This is a genomic window from Streptomyces durhamensis (assembly GCF_000725475.1).
Lineage (GTDB): Bacteria > Actinomycetota > Actinomycetes > Streptomycetales > Streptomycetaceae > Streptomyces > Streptomyces filipinensis.
The window spans coordinates 41,301-64,793 of record NZ_JNXR01000028.1 but is presented as its reverse complement, the minus strand read 5'-3'; the positions used below and the strand labels follow the sequence as shown (position 1 = coordinate 64,793).

Annotated in this window: 20 protein-coding genes; 9 read left to right on the top strand and 11 right to left on the bottom strand. The window is 72.6% G+C overall.

Annotation, left to right across the window (positions count from 1 at the left end; all coding sequences use genetic code 11):
* Positions 1 to 2: 2 nt before the first annotated feature.
* Both IO33_RS0133125 and IO33_RS0133120 read right to left on the bottom strand, forming a co-directional pair.
* On the bottom strand, positions 3 to 752 hold the full coding sequence (locus tag IO33_RS0133125) for an ABC transporter permease (protein WP_031171896.1): 750 nt from the start codon (positions 750 to 752) through the stop codon (positions 3 to 5).
* Between the two features lie 20 nt (positions 753 to 772).
* Complete coding sequence (locus IO33_RS0133120; RefSeq protein ID WP_031171895.1) at positions 773 to 1,558, bottom strand: ABC transporter ATP-binding protein; 786 nt, start codon at positions 1,556 to 1,558, stop codon at positions 773 to 775.
* Between the two features lie 96 nt (positions 1,559 to 1,654).
* On the opposite strand from IO33_RS0133120, the gene IO33_RS0133115 reads away from it, so the two are divergent.
* From IO33_RS0133115 to IO33_RS0133100, 4 genes are all read left to right on the top strand, one after another.
* Positions 1,655 to 2,296 (top strand): TetR/AcrR family transcriptional regulator, encoded by a 642-nt coding sequence (locus tag IO33_RS0133115; protein ID WP_031171892.1) that lies wholly within the window; start codon positions 1,655 to 1,657, stop codon positions 2,294 to 2,296.
* 203 nt (positions 2,297 to 2,499) lie between these two features.
* Complete coding sequence (locus IO33_RS0133110) at positions 2,500 to 3,348, top strand: 3-hydroxyacyl-CoA dehydrogenase family protein (protein WP_031171890.1); 849 nt, start codon at positions 2,500 to 2,502, stop codon at positions 3,346 to 3,348.
* 192 nt (positions 3,349 to 3,540) lie between these two features.
* Entirely contained in the window at positions 3,541 to 3,864 is a 324-nt protein-coding gene (locus tag IO33_RS0133105; protein WP_031171888.1) for an STAS domain-containing protein, read from the top strand.
* 300 nt (positions 3,865 to 4,164) lie between these two features.
* Positions 4,165 to 6,585, top strand: coding sequence for an ATP-binding protein (locus IO33_RS0133100; RefSeq protein WP_031171885.1), 2,421 nt, complete (start codon positions 4,165 to 4,167; stop codon positions 6,583 to 6,585).
* Positions 6,586 to 6,640: 55 nt separating this feature from the next.
* On the opposite strand, the gene nucS is transcribed toward IO33_RS0133100, so the two are convergent.
* The gene (gene nucS / locus IO33_RS0133095; protein WP_031171882.1) at positions 6,641 to 7,312 is read right to left on the bottom strand and encodes an endonuclease NucS; all 672 of its coding nucleotides are present in this window, start codon (positions 7,310 to 7,312) and stop codon (positions 6,641 to 6,643) included.
* 276 nt (positions 7,313 to 7,588) lie between these two features.
* Between nucS and IO33_RS0133090 the strand changes: the two genes are divergently transcribed.
* A complete protein-coding gene (locus IO33_RS0133090; RefSeq protein ID WP_031171880.1) occupies positions 7,589 to 7,981 on the top strand; it encodes an SCO5389 family protein in 393 nt (130 codons plus the stop codon).
* 117 nt (positions 7,982 to 8,098) lie between these two features.
* Here IO33_RS0133090 and IO33_RS0133085 read toward each other — a convergent pair whose 3' ends face one another.
* The gene (locus IO33_RS0133085) at positions 8,099 to 9,127 is read right to left on the bottom strand and encodes an LLM class flavin-dependent oxidoreductase (RefSeq protein WP_031171878.1); all 1,029 of its coding nucleotides are present in this window, start codon (positions 9,125 to 9,127) and stop codon (positions 8,099 to 8,101) included.
* A gap of 221 nt (positions 9,128 to 9,348) precedes the next feature.
* On the opposite strand from IO33_RS0133085, the gene IO33_RS0133080 reads away from it, so the two are divergent.
* Positions 9,349 to 9,681, top strand: a complete 333-nt coding sequence (locus IO33_RS0133080) for a hypothetical protein (protein ID WP_031171876.1) — start codon at positions 9,349 to 9,351, stop codon at positions 9,679 to 9,681.
* A gap of 13 nt (positions 9,682 to 9,694) precedes the next feature.
* Here IO33_RS0133080 and IO33_RS0133075 read toward each other — a convergent pair whose 3' ends face one another.
* From IO33_RS0133075 to mce, 7 genes are all read right to left on the bottom strand, one after another.
* Positions 9,695 to 10,576: an ABC transporter permease gene (locus IO33_RS0133075; RefSeq protein ID WP_031171874.1), complete on the bottom strand. Its 882-nt coding sequence runs from the start codon at positions 10,574 to 10,576 to the stop codon at positions 9,695 to 9,697.
* Positions 10,573 to 11,925 carry an ABC transporter ATP-binding protein gene (locus IO33_RS0133070; RefSeq protein ID WP_031171872.1) on the bottom strand — a complete coding sequence of 451 codons (1,353 nt, stop codon included), beginning with the start codon at positions 11,923 to 11,925 and terminating at the stop codon, positions 10,573 to 10,575. The genes IO33_RS0133075 and IO33_RS0133070 overlap by 4 nt, the downstream gene beginning before the upstream one ends.
* A gap of 131 nt (positions 11,926 to 12,056) precedes the next feature.
* Entirely contained in the window at positions 12,057 to 12,830 is a 774-nt protein-coding gene (locus IO33_RS0133065; protein WP_031171870.1) for an ABC transporter permease, read from the bottom strand.
* Positions 12,830 to 13,786: an ABC transporter ATP-binding protein gene (locus tag IO33_RS0133060; protein ID WP_031171867.1), complete on the bottom strand. Its 957-nt coding sequence runs from the start codon at positions 13,784 to 13,786 to the stop codon at positions 12,830 to 12,832. Before IO33_RS0133060 ends, IO33_RS0133065 begins: the two co-directional genes overlap by 1 nt.
* A gap of 116 nt (positions 13,787 to 13,902) precedes the next feature.
* Positions 13,903 to 14,838, bottom strand: coding sequence for a coiled-coil domain-containing protein (locus IO33_RS0133055; RefSeq protein WP_031171865.1), 936 nt, complete (start codon positions 14,836 to 14,838; stop codon positions 13,903 to 13,905).
* Positions 14,839 to 15,020: 182 nt separating this feature from the next.
* Positions 15,021 to 18,968 carry a polarized growth protein Scy gene (gene scy / locus IO33_RS0133050; RefSeq protein ID WP_031171863.1) on the bottom strand — a complete coding sequence of 1,316 codons (3,948 nt, stop codon included), beginning with the start codon at positions 18,966 to 18,968 and terminating at the stop codon, positions 15,021 to 15,023.
* Positions 18,969 to 19,173: 205 nt separating this feature from the next.
* The gene (gene mce, locus IO33_RS0133045; protein ID WP_031171862.1) at positions 19,174 to 19,614 is read right to left on the bottom strand and encodes a methylmalonyl-CoA epimerase; all 441 of its coding nucleotides are present in this window, start codon (positions 19,612 to 19,614) and stop codon (positions 19,174 to 19,176) included.
* A gap of 150 nt (positions 19,615 to 19,764) precedes the next feature.
* On the opposite strand from mce, the gene IO33_RS0133040 reads away from it, so the two are divergent.
* The 3 genes from IO33_RS0133040 to IO33_RS0133030 all read left to right on the top strand — a co-directional run bounded on the left by IO33_RS0133040 (position 19,765) and on the right by IO33_RS0133030 (position 23,358).
* Positions 19,765 to 20,964: an acetyl-CoA C-acetyltransferase gene (locus tag IO33_RS0133040; protein WP_031171861.1), complete on the top strand. Its 1,200-nt coding sequence runs from the start codon at positions 19,765 to 19,767 to the stop codon at positions 20,962 to 20,964.
* Between the two features lie 51 nt (positions 20,965 to 21,015).
* A complete protein-coding gene (gene meaB, locus IO33_RS0133035) occupies positions 21,016 to 21,972 on the top strand; it encodes a methylmalonyl Co-A mutase-associated GTPase MeaB (protein ID WP_031171859.1) in 957 nt (318 codons plus the stop codon).
* A 147-nt stretch (positions 21,973 to 22,119) separates the two neighbouring features.
* Entirely contained in the window at positions 22,120 to 23,358 is a 1,239-nt protein-coding gene (locus tag IO33_RS0133030; RefSeq protein WP_031171857.1) for an MFS transporter, read from the top strand.
* Positions 23,359 to 23,493 lie beyond the last annotated feature (135 nt).

The window sequence follows — 23,493 nt, the reverse complement described above, 5'->3', positions numbered from 1 at the left end:
AGTTACGCCCCGGCCGTCCGGAACACCCGTGTGCCCACCATCACGGTCAGCGCGGCGAAGCCGACGGCGACGAGGACGCCGTAGAGCATGTGCGCGGTGGCGTAGTGGCCGACGTACGCGTCGCGCACCGCGTCCACCAGGTAGCGGAACGGCACGAAGTGCGACAGCACGTTCAGCCAGGCGGGCGCCAGGGTCATCGGCAGCATCAGGCCGGACAGCAGCATCGAGGGCATCGACACCATGTTGATCAGCGGACCGAACTCCTGCGGGGTGCGGACCTTCATGCCGAGCGCGTACGACAGCGAGGCCAGCGACAGCGTCAGCAGGGCGACGAACCCGAAGCCGATCAGGATGCCCGCGAGCGGCGCGCGCAGGCCCATCACCAGCGCGGCCCCCACCAGCAGCACCGCCTGGAAGACGAACACCGTGGCGTCCCGCAGCACCCTGCCGAGCAGCAGGGCGAGCCGGCTGACCGGGGTCACCCGCATCCGCTCCAGCACCCCCTGCCCCTTCTCGATGATGACCGTGAACCCGGCGAACAGGGCGCCGAACAGGCCGAGTTGGAGCAGCAGGCCCGGTACGAGCACCTGCCAGGAGCTGCCCGCGCCGCCGAGCGGCAGACCGGTGAGCAGCGGCCCGAAGAAGAGCAGGTAGAGCAGGGGAGTGAGCACGCCGAAGAGCAGGGCGAAACGGGAGCGCAGGGACTGGCGGAGATAACGGCCGTAGATGAGGGCCGTGTCGTGAAGAAGCATGGGTGTGGATCCCTCTGCGGCTATACGGCGACGGGGGCGGTGTCGGCCGGGGCGGGCCCGCGGCCGGTGACGGCGAGGAAGGTGTCCTGCAGCGAGGCGTCGATCGAGCCGCCGTAGGCGAGTTTCAGCGCGCTCGGGGTGCCCTCGGCGGCGACCGTGCCCTGGTCGACGATCACCAGACGGTCGGCGAGGGCGTCGGCCTCGTCCAGGTAGTGGGTGGTCAGGAAGACGGTCGTGCCGTGGTCGTCGCGCAGCCGGCGGACCAGGTCCCACAGGTCGGCGCGGCTGCCCGGGTCGAGGCCGGTGGTCGGCTCGTCCAGGAACAGCACCTTCGGCCGGTGGGTGAGCGCCATCGCGATGTCCAGCCGCCGGCGCTGACCGCCGGACAGGGCCCCGGCCCTGCGATCGAGGAACCCGGTGAGGTCCAGCTCCCGCGCCAGCTGCTCGGCGCGCTCGACGGCCGCGTCCTTCGACAGCCGGTACATCCGCCCCTGGGTGACCAGCTCCTCCCGCACGGTGATCTGCGGATCGACCCCGCCGGACTGGGCGACGTACCCGCTCACCGCGCGCACCCCGGCCGGATCCGCCGCCAGGTCGTGCCCGGCGACGGTGGCCGCGCCGCCGGTCGGCCTCAGCAGGGTCGTGAGCATCCGCAGGGTGGTCGTCTTGCCGGCGCCGTTGGGTCCGAGGAAGCCGAGGATCTCGCCCTCCTGGACGGCGAGGTCGATGCCGCGCACCGCCTGCACGGGCCCGGTCCTGGTCTGGAAGGTGCGGGCGAGTCCCGCCGCGCTGATGACTGCTGCCATGCCCACAGAAAAACAGAGTCCCTGAATTTTTGCAACGTCACCAAATTTTGGCTTCCATCAACTTTTCACGACCTCCAGCGAAGTTAGGATGCGGGCATGGCAGAGGGGCTCAGGGAGCGGAAGAAGCGGCAGACCCGGCAGTACATCTCGGATGTCGCCACGGGCCTGTTCGTCGAGCGAGGCTTCGACGCGGTGACGGTCGCGGAGATCGCCGAGGCGGCGAACGTCTCCGTGAACACCGTCTACAACTACTTCCCGGCCAAGGAGGACCTCTTCTTCGACCGCTCCGCCGGGGTCGTCGACCGGCTCGCCCGCTGGGTCCGGGGCCGCCCCGAGGGAGAGTCGGCCGCCGCCGCGGTCATCCGGGAACTGCGCGAGGAGGTCGAGGCCGTCTCCCCCCGGGTCGGCCTGCTCCCCGGATACGCCGCCTTCATGAAGGTCATCGAGGAGGCCCCCGCCCTGCGCTCCCGCCTGTGGGCCCTCGCCCAGGAGGTCCAGGCCCACCTGGAAGAGGCCCTGCGCGAGGAGACCGGCGCGGCCCCCGACGACGAACTGCCTCATCTGATGGCGGGTCAGATCGGCTGGATCCACAGCACGGTCGTCGCGGTCATCGGGCGCGAGATGGTCAAGGGGCGCGAACCGCGCGAAGTATCCCGAGAGGTCCTGGCGCTGCTGGACGACATCGAGGACTTGTTGGCGGAAAAGGTCCTGAACTACGCCGTCCGAGCCGCCGGCTGACGGTTTCCGGCCAGGCCCGGCGACGCCGGCGCCGACGGGTCCACGGAGCGTCAACCGGCGCGACCCCAGAAGGAATCGAGACGTGACACGCGTCTCACGCCCTGAGACGCGTGACACGCGTTACTTCCCGCTCACTCAGCGCCGCCGGAGCGCTATGGTCCGCCGGAGAAGCAGACTTGGAGCGCGTTCAAAGGGGAGTCGGAGTGGCACGGAAGCTTGCGGTCATCGGGGCCGGGCTCATGGGATCCGGTATCGCTCAGGTCGCCGCGCAGGCGGGCTGGGATGTCGTCCTGCGTGACGTCACCGACGAGGCGCTCAAGCGTGGCACCGACGGCATCAAGGCCTCGTACGACAAGTTCGTCAGCAAGGGGAAGATGGAGGCGCACGACGCCGGCGTCTCCCTGGCCCGCATCACCGCGACCACCGACCTGGACGCCGCCGCCGACGCCGACGTCGTCGTGGAGGCCGTCTTCGAGAAGCTGGAGGTCAAGCACGAGATCTTCCGCACGCTCGACAAGATCGTGAAGTCGGACGCGGTGCTCGCCTCCAACACCTCCGCCATCCCGATCACCAAGATCGCGGCGGTCACCGAGCGCCCCGAGCGGGTCGTCGGCGTCCACTTCTTCTCGCCGGTGCCGATGATGCAGCTCGTCGAGCTGGTCCGGGGCTACAAGACCAGCGACGAAACCCTCGCCACCGCCCGGGAGTTCGCCGAGTCCGTCGGCAAGACCTGCATCGTCGTCAACCGGGATGTCGCCGGGTTCGTGACGACCCGGCTCATCTCCGCCCTCGTCGTGGAGGCGACCAAGCTCTACGAGTCCGGCGTCGCCACCGCCGAGGACATCGACCTGGCCTGCAAGCTGGGCTTCGGTCACGCCATGGGCCCGCTCGCCACCGCCGACCTCACCGGCGTGGACATCCTGCTGCACGCCACCGGCAACATCTACACGGAGTCCCAGGACGAGAAGTTCGCCCCGCCGGAGCTGATGCGCCGGATGGTGGACGCCGGTGACATCGGCCGCAAGAGCGGGCAGGGCTTCTACAAGTACTGAGAACCAGCCGTGCCAAGTGCGGAGACCCGCCCGTACGCACGCAACGCCGGACATTCACCCCGGGAACATCACCCCCCGGGGTGAATTCGGTATCGGTTCGCTTACAAGCAGCAACCGCACCACCACTCACGCAGTCAGACGGTGCACAGCACCGTCACCGAGTACGCCAACCGCACTCAACGGGGAGCGCTTATGTACATCAGGGGCGACCATGCCGAGCTGGTCGTCGGGGGCCGCCTCGACGTCCGGAGCGCGGCGGACGCCCGTACGGCCCTGCACTCGGCCGTCGACGACGGAGTCGGCGATCTGGTGCTCGACCTGTCCGAACTGGACTCCTGGGACGCCACCGGACTCGGGGTGATCATGGGCGCCCATCGGCGGGCCGGCCGCTGCGGTCGCCGTCTGGTGCTGCGCGGTGTTCCGCCGCAGATGCAGCGCCTGCTGGTGGCCACCCGGCTGCACCGCATCCTCGCCATCGAGGGCGGGATCGGGGTCGAGTCGCTGCCCCGGGTGTGACCCGCCGGCCGGACGGGGTGCAACGCCGCGAGCGGGTGGGAAAGGGGCGACGGGGGAGACCCGGGCGCAGCCGCCGAAGCGCACGTCGGGGGCAATCCTCACCGGACTGTGACGTCTCGGACCGCACGGCACCCCGCCCTGTCGGAGATACTGACCGAAGGTTTAGGGTTCGGTCGCCCGCCGCCTCGCAACCCTCGACCGAGCGGGCCCGGACCAGAAGCGACAGCGCGGTGCGACAAGGCCGGGAGGGGCCGGAATCCGGGCACACGACGCTTTTGGGGGTTTGAACCCATGGAACCCATGGACCCGATCGACCGGGGACCCGAGGAGCACGGCCAGGCGGCGAGCCGCCGCCCGCCCCGGGAATCCCTCACCTCCGACTTCGGTCAGAGCGCGCCCGCGCTCGCCCGTACGGCGCAACTCGTCTCCGGCGACCTGCTGCTGACCGTCAACCCCGTCGACGGCAGCGAGATAGAGCTCTGCCCGCCGGTCCGGCGGCCGGACAGGCCCCGCAAGCGCACCGCCGCCGAGCGCGCCGCCCGCCCGCCCGTGCCGCCCGGCCCCGCCCAGCCGGCGCTCTCCCTGGTGGAACGACAGGACGAACGCGAGCGCCTGGTCCGGCTGCTGGCCCGCGGCCGCTCCGTGCGGCTCACCGGCCCCGGCGGCTCCGGCCGTACCGCGCTGCTCGACCTCGTCGCCGAGGACTGCCTGGACCTCGCCCCCGACGGAGTGGTCCGGCTCACCGGATTCCACCGCACCACCGCCGACCTCCTGCACGAGCTCGTCCAGGCCGTCTACGACGCCCCGCGGTACCGCCCGGATCCGGACGAACTGCGCGCGCTCACCCGGGAGATCGGCGCGGTCGTCGTCCTGGACGACATCGAGTTCGGCGGCACCGCCCTCGACGAACTGCTCGACGCCACCCCCGAGTGCGCGTTCCTGATCGGCGCCACCCCCGAGGTGCCGGCGCCCTCCGACGGGTCCGCCGTCGAGGAGGTCTTCCTCAGCGGCCTCGACCGCGCCGGCGGCGTGGAGATCCTGGAGCGGACCGTCGGCCGGGTCCTCACCGAGGATGAGGCCAACTGGGCCGGCGACCTGTGGTTCGAGTCCGAGGGGCTGCCCCTGCGGTTCGTCCAGGCCGGCGCCCTGCTCCGGCAGCGCGACGAGCTGCGGGCCGACGCCGGGGCGGTCGACGAGTACGGCGTCTTCGAGGGCGTCCGCGAGCCGGCCGAGCTGCCCCTGGACACGGCCGACGAGGTCCCCCTGCCCTCGCTCGGCGAGGCCGCCGCGCCGGCCCCGCTGCTCGCCTCCCGGCTCAGCGCGTCCGCCCGCGCCACCCTGCGCTTCGCCGTCGCCCTCGGCGGCGAGGTGCCCCACCAGGCGCACCTGCCGGCGTTGATCGGCGACACCCACGCCGACGCCGCCCTCGGCGAGCTGACCGCCTGCGGACTGGTCTCCCCGGTCGGCGCCCGCTACCGCCTCGCGGCCGGCGTGCAGGCGCAGCTGGAGGCCGCCGACTACACCGAGGGTGCCGAGGAGCGGGCCCTCGCCACCGCCGAGCACTACACCTGGTGGGCCGGTCATCCGTCGGTCACGGCGGAGCGGGTGTGCGCGGAGGCCGACGCGGTCCTCGCCGCGCTCGCCGCGACCGTCCCGCAGACGGCCCCGTCCGCCGAGGGCGGGGAGAGCTGCGCGGTACGGCTCGCCCGCACGGCCGCACCCGCCTTCGCCGCCGCGCTGCGCTGGAGCGCCTGGGAACGGGCCCTGCGCTCCGGAGCGGAGGCCGCCCGGCTGGCCGGCGAGGTGCATGAACAGGCCTACTTCCACCACGAGTTGGGTGTCCTGGCGCTGTGCGGCGGACAGCTCGACCGGGCCCGCGCCGAGCTGGAGGCGTCCATCGGGCTGCGCGGGGCGCTCGCCGACAAGCGGGGCACCGTCGCCGGCCGACGGGCCCTCGCGCTGGTCGCCGACCGCTCCGGCGAGGTGCCCGGGATCGCGGCCACGGCGGGGGAGGAGCTGCCGGAGGTACGGCACGAGGAGTCGGCGCCGCCGCCGTACGTGCCCTTCGCCGACCCGCTGGTCACCGACCGGTTCCCGGCCGCCACGGCGCAGCGCGGGGGCCTTGTGCGGCTGGCCCGCCGCAACCTCGTGGCGATCGGCTCGGGAGCGCTGCTCGCCGCCGTCCTCGGCACGGTCGTCACGCTCGGCATGACGTCCGACGACGACGCCGGCAAGAACCCGGCCGGCAAGGTGGACGTCAATCCGTCGGTGAGCCAGGGCCCGGACGACGGCAGCCTCGGCGCGGACCCGAAGAAGGACCCTGCGGGGCGCACCGGTTCGGCCCCGAGCGCAGCCCGCCCGGCGGACCCGGGATCCGCCGGCACGTACGGCACGACCGGCGGGCCGACGCCGGCCCAGCCGGCCACGTCGCCGTCGGCCGCCCCGAGCCACACCCGGGGCACGGGAGGCGGGAGCGCGTCTCCGACCCCGTCCAGGTCGAGGTCGACCGAGCCGGGTTCACCGACGCCGAGCAGGTCGACGCCCACGGGCGGCACCACGCCGCCGGCCTCGCCGTCCACTTCGCCCACGACTCCCACGCCGACCCAGACGGGTACGACCCCGTCCACGACGGACACGGCGAGCGGCCCGACGGCACCGCGGAGTTCGGTGAGCTCGGCGATGTCGCAGAGCCCGTCGGAGTCTCCGGACCCGCTGATCTAGCCCCCGCACGGCCGGCGGCGGAACGGAACGAACGTGCCGCCGGCCGCGGGCTCGGTCAGAACAGGCGCAGCTTGTCGTCCTCGATGCCGCGCATGGCGTCGTAGTCGAGGACCTGGCAGTTGATGCCGCGGTCGGTGGCGAGGACGCGGGCCTGCGGCTTGATCTCCTGCGCCGCGAAGACACCGCGGACCGGCGCCAGGTGCGGATCGCGGTTCAACAGCTCCAGGTAGCGCGTGAGTTGCTCCACGCCGTCGATCTCGCCGCGCCGCTTGATCTCGACCGCGACCGTCTGGCCGTCCGCGTCCCGGCACAGGATGTCCACCGGGCCGATGGCCGTCATGTACTCGCGGCGGATCAGCGTGTACCCCTCGCCGAGCGTCTCGATGCGGTCCGCGAGGAGTTCCTGGAGGTGCGCTTCCACACCGTCCTTGATCAGGCCGGGGTCCACGCCGAGTTCGTGCGAGGAATCGTGGAGGATCTCCTCCATCGTGATGATCAGTTTTTCGCCCGCCTTGTTGACGACGGTCCAGACGCCCTCGTCCTCGCCCGTCCCCTCCTTCAGCGTGCAGGGCGGCGACATCCAGTTGAGGGGCTTGTAGGCCCGGTCGTCGGCGTGGATGGAGACGCTGCCGTCCGCCTTGACCAGGATCAGGCGGGGCGCCGAGGGCAGGTGGGCGGTGAGCCGGCCGGCGTAGTCGACCGAGCACCGGGCAATGACGAGACGCATGGTCGGCAACGCTACTCGACGCGCGCCGGTGCACGCGATTCGCCCATCGCGCTCCCTGTGTATCGCCCCAATTGTCCCTGGAAACTCTTGTTCATCCCTGGCCGATTGTGCCCGTAACGGGACCGTTCCATATACCCGTTCTGCTGGTGTGGTCACCGACGGTTGCCTACCGTAGAGAACGGGAGGTCGCGGTGTGTGTACTGAGCGTGTTCGAAATCGCGAACTCCCCTACCTGTCCGGCGACCCCTGCTCCGCGGGGGTGCGAGAGGAGTACCCATGTCGCTCGACGTCTCACCGGCCCTACTCGAACAGGCCGAGCGAGGCGAGGTCGACGAAGCAGCATTCGTCGACTGCGTCCGGACCTCCCTGCCCTACGCATGGGAGATGATCAGCTCCCTGGTGGCCCAGCTGAAGGTCGATGGCGGCCCGTTCGCCGACAACCAGACGCCCCCGCCGGACGAGCAGGCGCGCGGTCAGCTGCTGCGTGCGCTCGCGAGTGACGCCATACGCGGCGCGCTGCAGCGGCACTTCGGTGTGCGGCTGGCCTTCCAGAACTGCCACCGCGTGGCGGTGTTCCCGCTGGACGCCTCGGCGGACGAGACGTTGGCCCGCTTCACCTCGGTGCGCAACCAGTTGCTGAACCAGTCGCCGGAGCTTCGGGACTGCTGACGCGCAGCCCCGGCCCGGCAGAGGCAGTGAGCCGCTTGCTTGCCGCTCCACCCGCGGGAGGTGCATTCAGTGCTGGGGCGGCAAGCCTCCAAGGCGGCCGGGGAGTCGGAGGGCGGCTCAGCGCAGCTGAGGCAGCACCTCGGTGCCCAGCCGCCGGAGGTTCTCCTCCGTCGAGGCGAGATCGCCCGAGCCCTCCACGAGGAGGGCGAAGCGGGAGATGCCGGTGCGCTCCGAGGTGGCCGCGAGCCGGTCGGCGGCGAGCCGCGGGGTGCCGACCGGGTGCAGGCCGCACAGCAGCTCGGTGTAGGCGTGCGGGTCGCGCATCGCGCGCTCCCGCCCGTCGACCGTCACATGCGCCTCCAGGCCCTGCTTCAGCCAGCCCGGCATCGCCTTCAGGAGGGTCTCCGCGGCGTCCGTGCGGCGGTCGGCGAGCTGGCACACCCCGGCCGAGACATGAGCGGCGCCCGCGATCTCGTCGGCCGGCCGGCCCGCCGCGCGGGCCGAGCGCCGCCACAGGGCGACCATCTCGGCCTTCTCCTCGTCCCCGACGTGCATGCCGAGCAGCATCGGCAGCCCGCGCTCGGCGGCCAGCCGCACGCTCGACGGGGAGGTGCAGGCGACGACGACCTCCGGGCCGGGCGTCTCCGTCAGCGCCTCCGAGGGGCGCGGTACGACGGGCACCTCGCGGAACGCGTACCGCTCGCCGGAGGCCGCCACGCGTGGCTCGCGCAGCCAGCGCAGCAGCAGATCGAGTGACTCGGGGAACCCCTGTTCGTACGCCTCCAGGCCCGTGCCGAAGACCTCCAGGTCCACCCAGGGCCCGCCGCGGCCCACGCCCAGCGTGAACCGTCCGCCGCTCGTCAGGTGCAGCAGCGCGGCCTGCTCGCCGAGGGCGACGGGATGGGTCGTGGGCAGCACGCTGACCGCCGTGCCGACGCGGATGCGACGGGTGCGGCCGAGCAGCAGGGCGGCCAGGGTGACGGCGGACGGGCAGGTGCCGTACGGCACGAAGTGGTGCTCGGCCAGCCACACCGCGTCCAGCCCGGCCTCCTCGGTCACCTCCGCCGAGCGGACCGCCCGGTGCAGGGCCTCCCCGGGGCCTTGGCCCGGGAACTGGGCGCCCAGCACAAAACTACCTACGTACATCGCGTTTCCTGCTTCCTTGGCTCCGACCCGGAGCTCCCCCACCCGCATAACCGTCTGACACGTGCCCAGGACACGGCCTGGCGGAGAGATTTGCCGATTGTCTGCAGAATGGGGCCCCGTGGAGGGGGACTTGTACGGGTTGGTTCCGTACGCGTACCCCTGTCGGCGGAGCGTAGGCTGGATGCAGTCCGTGCTTCCTGTATAGCCCCGAGAGGTGTCCCGTGTCCCCGCGTCGCAACCGACCGAAGGCAGCCGGATCGTCGGGCCGGAGCGCCGAGGACGACCGCACCGGCCGGTACGGCGGGTGGCAGTCGACCGAGAACTGGCAGGGCGAGGAGTGGAGCGTACGGCATGTCGCCGGGGCGAGCTCCGAGGGCAAGAGCTATCGCTGCCCGGGCTGCGACCAGGTGATCCCCTCCGGCGTCCCGCACGTGGTGGCCTGGCCCGGGCACGCGGGCGTCGACGACCGCCGCCACTGGCACAAGGCGTGCTGGAACGCGAAGGACCGCCGCACCACGCGGGTGCAGCGGTCCCGTAACGCGCCGAGGTTCTGAAAGCCCCCCGCCGCTACACGTCCCGCTTCTGCAGGAGCGCGTAGGCGCCGGCGAACGCGGCCGCCGTCAGGCCCAGCATGATCCACAGCGGGTCCCAGCCCGTGGGGCCGGAACGGCTCAGGGTGTTGTCGTAGAAGCAGCTCATCTGGCTCGGGATCGAGTACTCCAGCAGCCACTCGCGGACCTTCTCCAGCGACTGCGAGGCCATGAACAGAGCGATCACCAGAGGGGCCAGCACGGCGCCGATCATGATCGTGATGGCGCCCGCGGAGTGCCGGATGATCGAACCGATGAGCAGCGAGAGCAGTCCGAGCAGGGCGATGTAGAGGCTGATGCCGAGGGTCGCCTTGGCCCACTCGCCGCCGGTCGGGCTGGCGGCGCCGGAGCCGCTCAGCATGGACACCTGGACCATGGCCACGAAGGACGACGTGGCGAGGGTGACCACGAAGGCGAGAGCGAAGAAGACGACGGACTTCGCGGCGAGCACCCGCACACGGCTCGGGCACGCGGTCATCGTCGTACGGATCATGCCCGTGCCGTACTCCGAGGCGGTGGTCAGCACCCCGAGCGTGATGATGCACATGCTGCCCAGGAGCAGACCGAAGAACCCGAACTGCAGCGCGTTCTGGCCGTCCACGCCGTTGGAGGAGTTCGCGTTGACCACCGAGGCGGTCAGCACGCCTATACCGACGACGAGCAGCACGAACACACCGAGCGTCCACACCGTCGAGCGTACGGACTTGATCTTCGTCCACTCGGAGGCCAGGGCGTGCCCGAGGTGGGTGCGCACGACCGGGATCGGCGAGGTGTAACCGGGGTACGACCCGCCGGGCGCCGCCTGCCAGTCGGGCGCGGCTGCGGGGGCCTGCGGCATCGGGGGCTGGTGGGTGCTCATCGGGCGTCCTCGGGCTTGGTCAGGTCGGCGGGGGCGGAGGGAGCGGCCGCGGGCGCCTGCTGCGGCGCGGGCGGTGCCGCGGGGGCCGTGACGGCGGGCTGCTCCTGCGGCGCCGGAGCGGCCGGCTGCGCCTGCGGCGTCAGGATCGCCGTCCGGTCCTTCGGGGCCTGCTGCGCCTGCGGGACCGGCTGGGCCTGGGGGGCCGGCTGGGCGTACGGGTTGGCGGCGTCGGCGCCCGGGGCGCCGGGAGCGGCGTAGGCGCCCGGCTGCGCGCCGCCGTACGGTCCCGAGGGTCCCTGCGGCATCGCGAAGGGCTGCCCGCCCTGCTGGGGCGGCGGCGGGGCGTACCAGCCGGGCTGGCCCTGGCCGGGCACCGGCACGGGCGGCTGGGCGCCGGGCGGCAGCGGCTGCTGCAGGCCCGCCTTCTGGTCGATGGTCGAGCGGTAGTCCACGGCGCCCTGCGTCATCCGCATGTACGCCTCCTCCAGCGAGGCCTGGTGCGGCGACAGCTCCCACAGCCGTACGTCCGCCTCGTGCGCGAGGTCGCTGATCCGGGGCAGCGGCAGCCCGGTCACGCGCAGCGCGCCGTCCTGCTCCGGCAGCACATGGCCGCCCGCCTCGGTGAGCGCGGTGCCGAGCTTCTCGCGCAGCTGGGGCTCGCTGTCGGGGGTGCGCACGCGCGCGAAGTCGGCGGAGTTGGCCGAGATGAAGTCCTTCACGCTCATGTCGGCGAGCAGCTGGCCGCGCCCGATGACGATGAGGTGGTCGGCGGTCAGCGCCATCTCGCTCATCAGGTGCGAGGAGACGAAGACCGTACGGCCCTCGGCGGCGAGGGCCTTCATCAGGTTGCGGACCCAGAGGATGCCCTCCGGGTCGAGGCCGTTGACCGGCTCGTCGAACAGCAGCACCTGCGGGTCGCCGAGCAGTGCGGCGGCGATGCCGAGGCGCTGGCCCATGCCGAGCGAGAAGCCCTTGGAGCGCTTCTTCGCCACCTCCTGCAGGCCGACGACCCCGAGCACCTCGTCCACCCGCCGGGCGGGAATGCCTGACAGCTGGGCGAGGCTCAGCAGGTGGTTGCGGGCGGACCGGCCACCGTGCACGGCCTTGGCGTCGAGCAGCGCGCCGACCTGGCGGGGGGCGTTGGGCAGCCTCCGGTACGGGTGGCCGCCGATCGTCACCGACCCGGACGTCGGGTTGTCCAGGCCGAGGATCATCCGCATCGTCGTCGACTTGCCCGAGCCGTTCGGCCCGAGGAAGCCGGTGACGGCTCCTGGCCGCACCTGGAAGGAAAGGTTGTACACGGCGGTCTTGTCGCCGTAGCGCTTGGTCAGGCCGACAGCCTCGATCATGCTCCGCACCCATCGAAAGGTTCAGGACAGCGGGGCACACGCCCCCGTAAGGGTTAGGAGGATATCGAGTCGCTGACGGTTCCACCCAAAGGAAAGTAAAGCCAGAGCACTACGGTACGTGCGGATATCGCCTACTGAGCGTCTCTGCGCTTGAGGAGGACGTACCCGCCGGCGACCGCGGCGAGCACCCACAGCGCCATGATCCCGAGCCCGCCCCAGGGCCCGTAGGGGGCGTCGTCCCCCACCCTGGGCACCACCTGCATGATCCGGCTGCCCGCCTGGTCCGGCAGGAACCGGCCGATCTTCTTCGTGGCGTCCACGTTGCCGAGGATGTTGGAGATCAGGAAGAAGAACGGCATCAGGATGCCGAGCGACAGCATCGGGGAGCGCAGCATCGCGGCGACTCCCATGGAGAACACCACGATCAGCGTCATGTACAGCCCGCCGCCGAGCACCGCCCGCAGCACCCCGGGGTCGCCGAGCCGCGCCCGGTGGGAGCCGAGCATCGCCTGACCGAGGAGGAACGCGGCGAAGCTCGTGGCCATGCCGACCACCAGCGCGAGCCCGGTGGCCACCGCGATCTTGCTGAACAGGAAGGTGGCGCGCTGCGGAACGGCCGCCAGCGAGACCCGGATCATGCCGGTGCTGTACTCGTTCGAGACGACCAGCACCCCGAACACGATCAGCGCGAGCTGGCCGAGGGTCATGCCCGCGAAGGACACGAAGGTCGGGTCGAACGACAGCCGCTGCCGCGCCGGCATCGAGTCGAACTGGCTCCGCGTCAGCCCGCAGAGCAGCGTCCCGACGGCGATGGTGACGAACCCGGCCAGCGACAGCGTCCACACCGTGGACGCCACCGACCGGATCTTGGTCCACTCGGAGCGGATCACCCGCACGGCCGTCATCACTCGGCCCCCTTCCAGCCGGCCCCCCAGGCCTGGGGGGCGGGATCCGGGCCGGTGTGCGCGTGGTACTCCACCGCCTGGGCCGTCAGCTGCATGAACGCCTCCTCCAGCGAGGCCTGCCGCGGACTCAGCTCGTGCAGCACGATCCCGTACCGCGCCGCCAGCTCGCCGATCCGCCCGGCCTTGTCGCCCTCCACCTCCAGCGCGCCCGCACCCGCCTCCACGACGGTGATCCCGTCCTCGTGCAGCACATCGAGCAGCCGCTCGCGCTGCGGCGACCGGATCCGGACGTAGGACCGCGCGTTCTGCCGGATGAAGTCCGCCATGGAGGTGTCCGCGAGCAGCCGTCCCTGTCCGATGACCACCAGGTGATCGGCGGTCAGCGCCATCTCGCTCATCAGATGGCTCGACACGAACACCGTCCGCCCCTGCGCGGCCAGCGATTTCATCAGGTTGCGGATCCAGTGGATGCCCTCCGGGTCCAGCCCGTTCACCGGCTCGTCGAACATCAGGATCCGCGGGTCCCCGAGCAGGGCCGCGGCGATCCCCAGCCGCTGGCCCATGCCCAGCGAGAACTCCTTGGCCTTCTTCCGCGCCACGGCGGTGAGCCCGACGGTGTCCAGCACCTGGGCCACCCGGCGCTCCGGGACGCCGTTGCTCTGCGCGAGGCACAGCAGATGGTGGTAGGCGCTGCGCCCGCCGTGCACGGCCTTGGCGTCCAGCAGCGCGCCGATGCGGGTCAGCGGGTCCTTCAGCCGCTGGTAGTGCACCCCGTCGACGCGCACGTCGCCGGCGGTGGGGTGATCGAGCCCGAGGATCATCCGCATGGTCGTGGACTTCCCGGCACCGTTGGGGCCGAGGAAACCGGTGACGATGCCGGGTCTGACCGAGAAGGTGAGGTCGTCGACCGCCACCTTCTCGCCGTACCGCTTGGTCAGCCCCGCCAGTTCGATCATGCGGCCACGCTATGACCGGCTCCGGACCTCTGCCACTTGAGAGGCGGGCGGGCACGCCGAAAGGGGCGGGGGGACCAGGTCCCCCCGCCCCTGAGGGCGTCGACGTGCCGTACGGCCTACCGGGACTGCTGCGCCGGCACCCCGCGGGAAATGGGCTCGTCGTCGGTCGTCGTGCCCGCGGCGGCGACCGCCGCACCGGTCAGCGTGGCCAGCATCTCGCGGACGTTGGTCAGCTGCGCGTTGATGCTGTCGCGACGGTTGGTGAGCGCCGCCAGCTCGCGCTCGGATTCCGAACGGATCCGGTCGGCCTTGGCGTTGGCGTCGGCCACGATGTCCTCGGCCTGGCGCTGGGCCGTCTCCACCGTCTGGCGGGCGCGGCGCTCGGCGTCCGTGCGCAGCTTCTCCGCCTCCAGACGCAGCTGCTCGGCGCGGTGCTCGATCTCCGCGAGCCGCTTCTCGGCCTTCTGCTGACGCGAGGCCAGGTCGCGCTCGGACTGCTCGCGACGCTTGGCGAGGTTCGTCTCGAAGTCGGCGGCGGCCTGCGCGGCCTTGGCACGGGTCTCCTCGAAGAGGGCGTCCGCCTCCTCGCGCTTGGACTGCGCGTCCTTCTGCGCCTCGGCACGCAGCTGGGAGGCGTCGGCCTTGGCCTTCTCGACGATCCGGACGCCCTCGTCCTCGGCCTTGGCCTTGCGCTCCGCGGCGTAGGTCTCGGCGTCGTTGCGGACCTGCTGGGCCGCCGACTCGGCGAGGTCGCGGTGCTGTTCGGCCGCCCGCCGGGCCTCCTCACGGAGCTCCTTGGCCTCTTCCTCGGCCAGGCGCAGGATCTTCTCGACCCGCGCGCCGAGACCCGCGTACGACGGCTCGGCGTCGGTGACCTGGGCCTGGGCGTTCTGCGTCTCGAGGTGCAGTTCCTCGATGCGCTTCTCCAGGGCGGTGATGCGGGCGAGAGCGCTGTCACGGTCGGAGACGAGCTTGGAGATACGTTCGTCCACCTGAGCGCGGTCGTACCCACGCCGCACAAGCTCGAAGCCGTAGGGGGAAGTGTCGCTCATGGGGTTCCTGTCGAATGAGACCGGTGAGGTGATAGGGGAATCCTAGGGGCCGAAGCGGTGTGTCATCGAGCGGATACGGTTTTGATCTGGAGAATGGCACCACTTTTGGGTGGCTGACCGCAGGACGGCTTGCCAGTGAGTGGGGCAAAGCCCCCAGAAGACACCGGAACGTACCCCGAGCGCTAGCCCTCTGACGACTTGCCACCCGATCGGGGGGCACCGATCGTCGCACCGGCCTTGACTCCGCCCTCCTTGCCGGCCGCCGGGGCCTCGAAGGATTCGAGCGCCTCCAGCACGTCCTGGACCCGGGAGATCTCGGCGTTGATGTCCTCGCGCCGGCGCACCAGGATCTCCAGCTCGCGCTTGCCCTCCTCGACCGTGCGCCGCGCCTCGCGGATCGCCTCGGCCTTCAGCTCCTCGGCCTCCTTGACCAGGCTGGCCTTCTTCTGCTCGGCCTCCTTGAGCAGCCCCTCCGCCTTCTTGACGGCGGCGATGCGCACCTTGCCCGCCTCGGAGCTGGCCTCCGACACCAGCTCCTTGGCCTTCGCCTCCGCCTTGGCCAGCTGCTCCTCGGCGGCCTGGATGAGCGCGTCACAGCGGTCGCCGGTGGACTTCATCGTCTCGGCGGCCTCGCGCCGCGCCCGCTCGTGCAGCTCCTCGATCTCGGTGGTGATGCGGTCGCGCAGCTCCTGCGCCCGCTCCCTGATCGCGGTGGCGTCCCGGCGGGCACCGACCAGCAGCTCGTCGGCGTCCGTGCGGGCCTTCTCCACCGCGGTGTTGCCCTCGATGGTCGCCTCGGCGACGATCCGCTCGGCCTCGCTGCGCGCCGCGCCGACCATCGTGTCGGCCTGCGACTCCGCGTCCGCGGTGGTCTTCAGCGCCTGCTGCTGGGCCTCGGTGAGCAGCTTGTCCGCTTCCGCCGCGGTCTCGGTGATGAGCGTGTCGACCTGCTCGGCCGCCTCCGAGCGCCGCTTGTTGGCCTCCTTGCGGGCCTCGTCCAGGGTCCGCTCGGCCTCCTCGCGCGCGGAGTTGACGAGCCGTTCGGCCGTGGCCTCCGCGTCCGCCTTCAGCTGCTTGGCCTCCGCCCGCACCCGCTCGGCGTGCTGCTGCGCCGAACCGACGGTCTCGGCGGCCTCGGCCCGCAGCCGCTCGGCGTCGCCGGTGGCGTCCCCGATGAGCTGCTCGGCGTTCGCCAGCGCCTCCGCGCGCACCCGGTCCGCCTCGGCCAGGGCCTCGGTGCGCACCCGCTCGGCCTCGGCCACGGTCTCCGTCTGCAGCCGCTCGGCCTCGGTCAGCGCCTCGGTGCGCACCCGGTCGGCCTCCGCGACCGTCTCGGTCGTGAGCCGCTCCGCCTCGTTGCTCGCCTCGGTGATGAGGGTGTCCGCCTGGGTCGCCGCGTCCGAACGGATCCGGTTGGCGTCCTCGCGGGCGTCCGCCCGGGTGCGGGCCGCCGCCTGGTCGGCCTCGGCGAGCGCGTCCGACGCCTCGGTGCGTACCCGCTGGGCGTAGTCGGACGCGTCCGAGCGCAGCCGTTCGGCCTCCGCCATCGCCTCCGTGACCGTACGCTCGGCCAGCGCCTTGGCGGCCTCCGACTCCTCGTGCGCGGCGCGCCGGACCCGGCCGGCGTCCTCGCTCGCCCGCTCCCGCTCGGCGTAGGCGTCGGCGCGGACCCGGTCCGCCTCCTCCTCGGCCTCCCGCTTCGTACGCTCCGCGGCGTGCTCGGCGGCCGAGCGCAGCCCGGTGATCTCCTCCTGCGCCTGCTCGTGCAGCCCGGCGACGGAGTCCCGCACCTGCTGGGCGTGCTGCTCGGCGGCGGACACCATCTCGGTGGCGCGCCGGTCGGCCTCCTCCACCAGCCGGGTCGCCTCGGCCTGCGCCTCCTCGACCCGCCTGCGGGCCGAGGCCAGCAGCTCCTCGCTCTGCTCGCGGGCCCGCCGGCGTTCCTCGTCGGCCTCCTCGCGGGCCGCACCGAGGAGTTCCTCGGCCTCGCGGCGGCGCCGGGCGGCCTCCTCCTGGGCGGCGGCCAGCGTCTCGGACGCCTCTGCGGCGAGCCGCTCGGCGGCGGCCTGCGCCTCCGCGCGCACCCGGTCCGCGGTGTCCTGCGCCTCCGCCTTGAGCCGCTCGGCCTCGGCGGCGGCCTCGGAGCGCAGCCGTACGGCGACGGCCTCGCCCTCGGCGCGGAAGGCGGACGCGTCGGCCGCGGCCTCGGTCCGCAGCCGGTCCGCCTCGGTCTCGGCCTGCTGCTGGAGCGTACGGATCCGTTCCGCCGACTCCGTGCGCAGCCGCTCGGCCTCCTCGGCGGCCTCCCGGCGGATCCGGGCGGCCTCCTCGCGGGCGTCCGTCAGGGCCTGCTCGGCCGACGCGAGCCGCTCCTGCGCCTCCGTCTGCAGTCGCGTCAGCTCCTCGGCGGCCTCGGTGCGGCGCGCCTCGATGATCCGCTCGGTCTCCTCGCGCAGCTCGCGCGCGGCGGTCTCGGCGTCCGTCCGGACCGTCTCGACCTGCTCGTCGGCCTCGGCGCGCAGCCGCTCGGCCTCCTTGCGGGCGCGGTCCAGGGTCTCGTCCGCCTGCCGGCGCAGGCCGGTGGCCCGCTCGATGGCCTCGGTGCGGACCTTCTCGCTGTCGGCGGTCGCGGTCTGCCGCAGCTCGTCGGCGTCCGCCTTGGCCTTGGCCAGCAGCTCCTCGGCGGACCTGGCCGCCTCCTCGATCTGCGCGACCGCCTCCCGGCGGGCCTCCGCACGGATCGACTCGCCCTCGGCGACCGCGTCGGCGCGCAGCTGCTCGGCCTCGCCGCGCAGCCGGCGGGCCTCCTCCTGCAGCTCGACCGTCTTGGCGCGGTACTCCTTGGTGTCGTCCTTCGCCGCGCCCTTGAGCTGCTCGGCGATGTCGTGCGCCTCGGCGCGCAGCCGGTCCGCCTCGGCCTCGGCCTCCGTGCGGATCCGCTCGGCTTCCTCGGCGGCGGCCTTGGTGGTCCGCTTGGCTTCCTCGGATGCCTTGTTGAGCACGTCCTCGGCGGTCTTGGCCGCCTTCGACAGCTGGGTCGCGCTCTCCTCGGCGGTGACCGTCCGGGCCTTCTCGGACGCCTCCGCGAGGATCTTCTCAGCCTCGGCACGGGCGTCCGCGACCAGCTGCTCGGCCTCGGACCTGGTCTGCTCGGCCTCCTTGGTGGCCTCCTCGACCAGCCGGGCGACCTGCTCCTTCGCCGTGCGCGTACGCGTCTCGTTGGCGGCCTCGGCGGCGGCGAGCGCCTTGGCGGCGGCCTCCTTGGCCTCCGTCTGCAGCTTCTCGGCCTCGGCCTGCGCCTTGCGCAGCGCCTCCTCGGCCGCCGTCATCCGCTCCTCGGCGGCCCGGCTCAGCTCGGCGGCCTGCCGGCGCGCGGCGTCCGACTCGGTGACGGTGGTGGTGCGCAGCTGCTCGGCGTGGTCGGTGGCCTCCTGGGCCTGCGTGGAGGCCGCGTTCAGCAGGCGCTCGGCGTCCGTGCGGGCGCGGCGCAGCAGCTGCTCGGCCTCCGCGCGGGCCGCCTCGGCGTCGCTCTGCAGCCGCTCCCGGGCCTCCCGGGTCAGCCGCTCGGCCTCGGCGCGGGCGGTGGCCATCGCCTGCTCGGTCTCGGCGCGGGACTCCTCCAGCAGCCGGCGGGCCTGCTGCTCGGTGCGGGCGCGCAGCTGCTCCGCCCAGGCCACGTTCTCGTTGACGTGCGACTCGACCGTGGCGCGGCGCTCGGCCAGCTCCTGGTCCAGCTGCTGGCGCCGGGTCACCGCCTCCTGGTGCAGCTCCGCCTGGAGCCGGGCGGCCTGCTCGGCGTGCTCCTGCAGGATGCGCTGGGTCTGCGCGCGGGCCTGGCTGAGCTCCCGTTCGGCGTCCTGACGCAGCTGGTCGGCCTGCATCTGGGCATTACGGAGCAACTGCTCGGCCTGATAGCCGATGTCGCCGCCGTCGAAGGCGGGCCTGGTCATCAGGGTGCGGCGCGCCTCGTGCAGCTTGGCGCGCAGCACCTCGACCTGGTAGCCGAGGTCCTCGGCGTGCTGGATCGCCTTCTCCCGCTCGGTCCTCAGCCGCTTCATCTCGGCCTCGAACCGAGAGAGGTGGTCGACGTCAGCCGCCGGCTCTCGCTCCTGGCTCTCGTAGCCCCGCACTGCGCGGTCCCATCCGTCCCCTGGTCAGCTTCTCCAACGAGCCTCGTCCTCCGCCGAACGGGGCCCCCGGGGAATGGTGTCAGATCAACGGCGGAGCACGGGCTGCTGCCCCGACGCTCGTCCCCCGAAACCCGGACCCCGGCATGCGGTCGCCCCGGTTGAAAGGACGACCGCCCCCAACCCTACCGGCCCTTATGTACGGGGGTCAGTGCTCGGGCGACTCAACAGGGGCGGAAGTGACCAGTTCTGTCAGGACACCATGGCAGTCCTTGGGGTGCAGGAAGGTGATCCGCGAGCCCATCGAGCCGCGCCGGGGCTCGTCGTACAGCACGCGTACGCCCTTGTCCCGGATGTCCGTGGACTCGGCGTCCACATCCGCCGTACCGAAGGCGATGTGGTGGACGCCCTCCCCGTTCTTCGCGAGCCACTTGGCGACCGTGGAGTCCTCGCGGGTCGGCTCCAGCAGCTGGAGGTAGGAGGCGCCGCCGTCCGAGGTCTCGTTGATCTTGAGCATGGCCTCGCGCACGCCCTGCTCCTCGTTGACCTCGGTGTGGAACACCTCGAAGCCGTACGTGGCCCGGTAGAACTCGACGGTCGCGTCGAGGTCGTGACAGGCGATCCCGATGTGGTCGATTCGCGTCAGCATGGATTCAGTGCAGCGCTCCTCGCCTGGTTACGCAACGTGCGCGCGATCACACCGTAAGGCCGATGACGGCGCGCTCTACCGCTCAGTACATTCGAAGTAAACCCTCGTTCACTCCTCGGCCTGTGCAGGCCGGTAAGGGGATCGCAGCTCATGCCTTCTGGAACGACCAGCTCGGTGATCGTCGCGGGCGCGCGCACGCCCATGGGACGACTGCTGGGCTCCCTCAAGTCCTTCTCCGGCGCCGACCTGGGCGGCTTCGCGATCAAGGCCGCCCTCGACCGTGCGGGGATCGGCGGCGACCAGGTGCAGTACGTGATCATGGGCCAGGTGCTGCAGGCCGGCGCCGGCCAGATCCCGGCCCGGCAGGCCGCCGTGAAGGCCGGCATCCCGATGAACGTCCCGGCGCTCACCATCAACAAGGTGTGTCTGTCCGGCCTGGACGCCATCGCGCTCGCCGACCAGCTGATCCGCGCCGGCGAGTTCGACATCGTCGTGGCCGGCGGCCAGGAGTCCATGACCAACGCCCCGCACCTGCTGCCGAAGTCCCGCGAGGGCTTCAAGTACGGCGCGGTCCAGATGCTCGACGCCATGGCCCACGACGGTCTGACCGACTCCTTCGAGGGCATCGCCATGGGCGAGTCCACGGAGAAGCACAACACCCGCCTGGGCATCGCCCGCCCCGAGCAGGACGAGATCGCCGCCCTGTCCCACCAGCGGGCCGCCGCCGCACAGAAGAACGGCCTGTTCGAGGCCGAGATCACCCCCGTGGAGATCCCGCAGCGCAAGGGCGACCCGGTGCTCTTCAGCAAGGACGAGGGCATCCGCGGCGACACCACGGCCGAGTCGCTGGGCAAGCTGCGCCCGGCCTTCTCCCGCGAGGGCACGATCACCGCGGGCTCCTCCTCGCAGATCTCGGACGGTGCGGCGGCCGTGGTCGTGATGAGCAAGGCCAAGGCCGAGGAGCTGGGTCTGCACTGGCTCGCCGAGATCGGCGCGCACGGCAACGTGGCGGGGCCGGACAACTCCCTGCAGTCCCAGCCGTCCAACGCCATCCGGCACGCCCTGAAGAAGGAGGGCCTGGAGGTCTCCGACCTCGACCTCATCGAGATCAACGAGGCCTTCGCCGCCGTCGCCGTGCAGTCGATGAAGGACCTCGGCGTGTCCACCGAAAAGGTGAACGTGAACGGTGGTGCGATCGCCCTGGGTCACCCGATCGGCATGTCCGGCGCCCGTCTCGTGCTCCACTTGGCACTCGAGCTCAAGCGCCGCGGCGGCGGTGTCGGCGCGGCCGCGCTGTGCGGTGGCGGCGGCCAGGGCGACGCGCTCATCGTGCGGGTGCCGAAGGCCTGATCTCCCTGTACGTCGTTGACCGTACGTCGCAGAAGTGAACGGAGCTGTTTGATGCAGGACGTCTCCTCTCTGGTGGCCCTGGCCAGGGAAGGCCGGCCGCGCGCCGTGGCCCGGCTGATCTCCCTCGTGGAGGGGGCGTCCCCGCAGCTCAGGGAGGTCATGGCGGCGCTGGCGCCGCTGACCGGCAACGCCTACGTGGTGGGTCTGACGGGCTCACCGGGTGTCGGCAAGTCGACCTCGACCTCCGCGCTGGTCACGGCGTACCGCAAACAGGGCAAGCGGGTCGGCGTCCTGGCCGTCGACCCGTCCTCGCCGTTTTCGGGCGGCGCCCTGCTCGGTGACCGCGTCCGCATGTCGGAGCACGCCTCCGACCCCGGCGTCTACATCCGCTCCATGGCCACCCGGGGCCACCTGGGCGGCCTCGCCTGGGCCGCGCCGCAGGCGATCCGCGTCCTCGACGCGGCGGGCTGCGACGTGATCCTGGTCGAGACCGTCGGCGTCGGCCAGTCGGAGGTCGAGATCGCCTCCCAGGCGGACACGAGTGTGGTACTGCTGGCCCCCGGCATGGGCGACGGCATCCAGGCGGCGAAGGCGGGCATCCTGGAGATCGGCGACGTGTATGTCGTCAACAAGGCGGACCGGGACGGTGCCGACGCCACCGCCCGCGAGCTGAACCACATGCTGGGCCTCGGCGAGTCCCGCGGTCCCGGCGACTGGCGCCCGCCGATCGTGAAGACGGTCGCGGCCCGCGCCCAGGGTGTCGACGAGGTCGTCGAGGCCCTGGAGAAGCACCGCGCGTGGATGGAGGAGCACGGCGTGCTCGCCGAGCGCCGCGCGGCCCGCGCGGCCCGCGAGGTGGAGACCATCGCCGTCACCGCCCTGCGCGAACGCATCGGCGACCTGCACGGAGACCGCCGCCTCAGCGCGCTCGCGGAGCGCATCGTCGCGGGCGAACTGGACCCGTACCGCGCGGCGGACGAGCTGGTCGCGGGCCTGACGGAGGGCTGAGGGCCGCCGATGTGCCGCTCATGCTGCTAGGTTGACCGGCATGTTCCTCTTCATGGCGTAGAGCACGCACCGGACCGCGGGGCCCGACACACGGCCGCCGCGTCCCTCGGCGTCCCCTCTTCCGCCTCTCACAGAGGAACCTTCAGCGTGTCCACGCACCCTTCGCCAGGGCCCAGGCCCTCGTACGCCGCCGTCCTGCGCGTCCCGCACGCGCGCCGCACCTTCGCCGCCGCCCTGCTCGGCAGGCTGTCGTACGGCGTCGTCCCGCTGGCCCTGATGCTCGCCGTGACCCGGGCCTGCGGCTCGTACGCCGTGGCGGGCACCGTCATCGCCCTGTTCTCCGCCACCAGCGTCTTCCTGTCGCCGGCCCGGGCGGCGCTCATCGACCGGTACGGGCCGCGGCGCGCGCTCGTGCCCATGGCCGCGGCCCACACCGCCCTCCTGGTGCTGCTGGCCGTGCTGCTCTGGCGCCCGGGCGCCGTCCCGCCGCTCGTCCTCGGTGCCGTGACGGCCGCCGCCGGGACCTGTACGCCGCCGCTCGGGCCCACCATGCGGGCCGTGTGGGGGCGGCTCGCCCCGGACCGGGCACTGCTGCAGCGTGCCTACAGCCTCGACGGCGTCGCCGAGGAACTGCTGTTCGTGTCGGGGCCCCTGCTGGTCGGCGGGGTCGTCGGGTTCGCTCCGCCGGCCGTCGGCGTCCTCGCCGGGGCGGGGCTGATGGCGGTGGGGACGGCGGGGTTCGTGTCGTCCCCCGCGGTGCGGGCGGTACCGGCCGGCGAGCGCACACCGGACCGGCCCCCCGTCGGGCGCCGGGTGCTGCGGGGGCTGGGGCGGCCGGTGGCCGCCGCCGCGGGGGCCGGACTCGCGCTGGGCGTGGTCGAGCTGCTGGTGGTCGCCTTCGCCCAGGCACACGGCCGTGACGGCGGCGCGGCCTGGGTGCTCGCCGCCCTGTCCGCCGGGAGCGCCGTCGGCGGGCTGCTCAACGGGGCCGTCGCGTGGCGGGCCGCCGCCGGGACGCGGCTGCCCCTGCAGGCGGCCGGACTCGGACTGGTGCTGTGCGCCGCCGGGCTGGCGACCGGGGTGGGCACGCTCGCCCTGGCGGTGGCGGCCGGGGGACTCTTCGTCTCCCCGCTGCTCACCACCGCGTACCTCATCGCCGACGAGGCCGCGGCGCCTGAGGCCCGGGTCCGGGCCGGGGCGTGGGTCAACACGGCCGTCAACGCGGGGGGCACGGCGGGTGCCGCGGTCGCCGGGGTGCTGGTCGGGTGGCTGCCACCGGGGCCGTGCTTCGCGGTGACCGGTGGGGTGATGCTGCTGACGGCGCTGGCCGTGGCGCGGGGCACGGGCGGCGCGAGGGGTCCGGAGCGTGCCGTGCCCCAGGAGTGAGGCCCCGCGTCGGTCGTCGCCGCCCCCGCCGGACGATGCCCGGCGGGGGCCGTGACGGTGCGGTGCCGGCCAGGTGGTGGCCGGGGCGGGCGGAGCGCTGTCCGCTCCGCCCGCCGTCGGCTCCCCTGGTGCCGG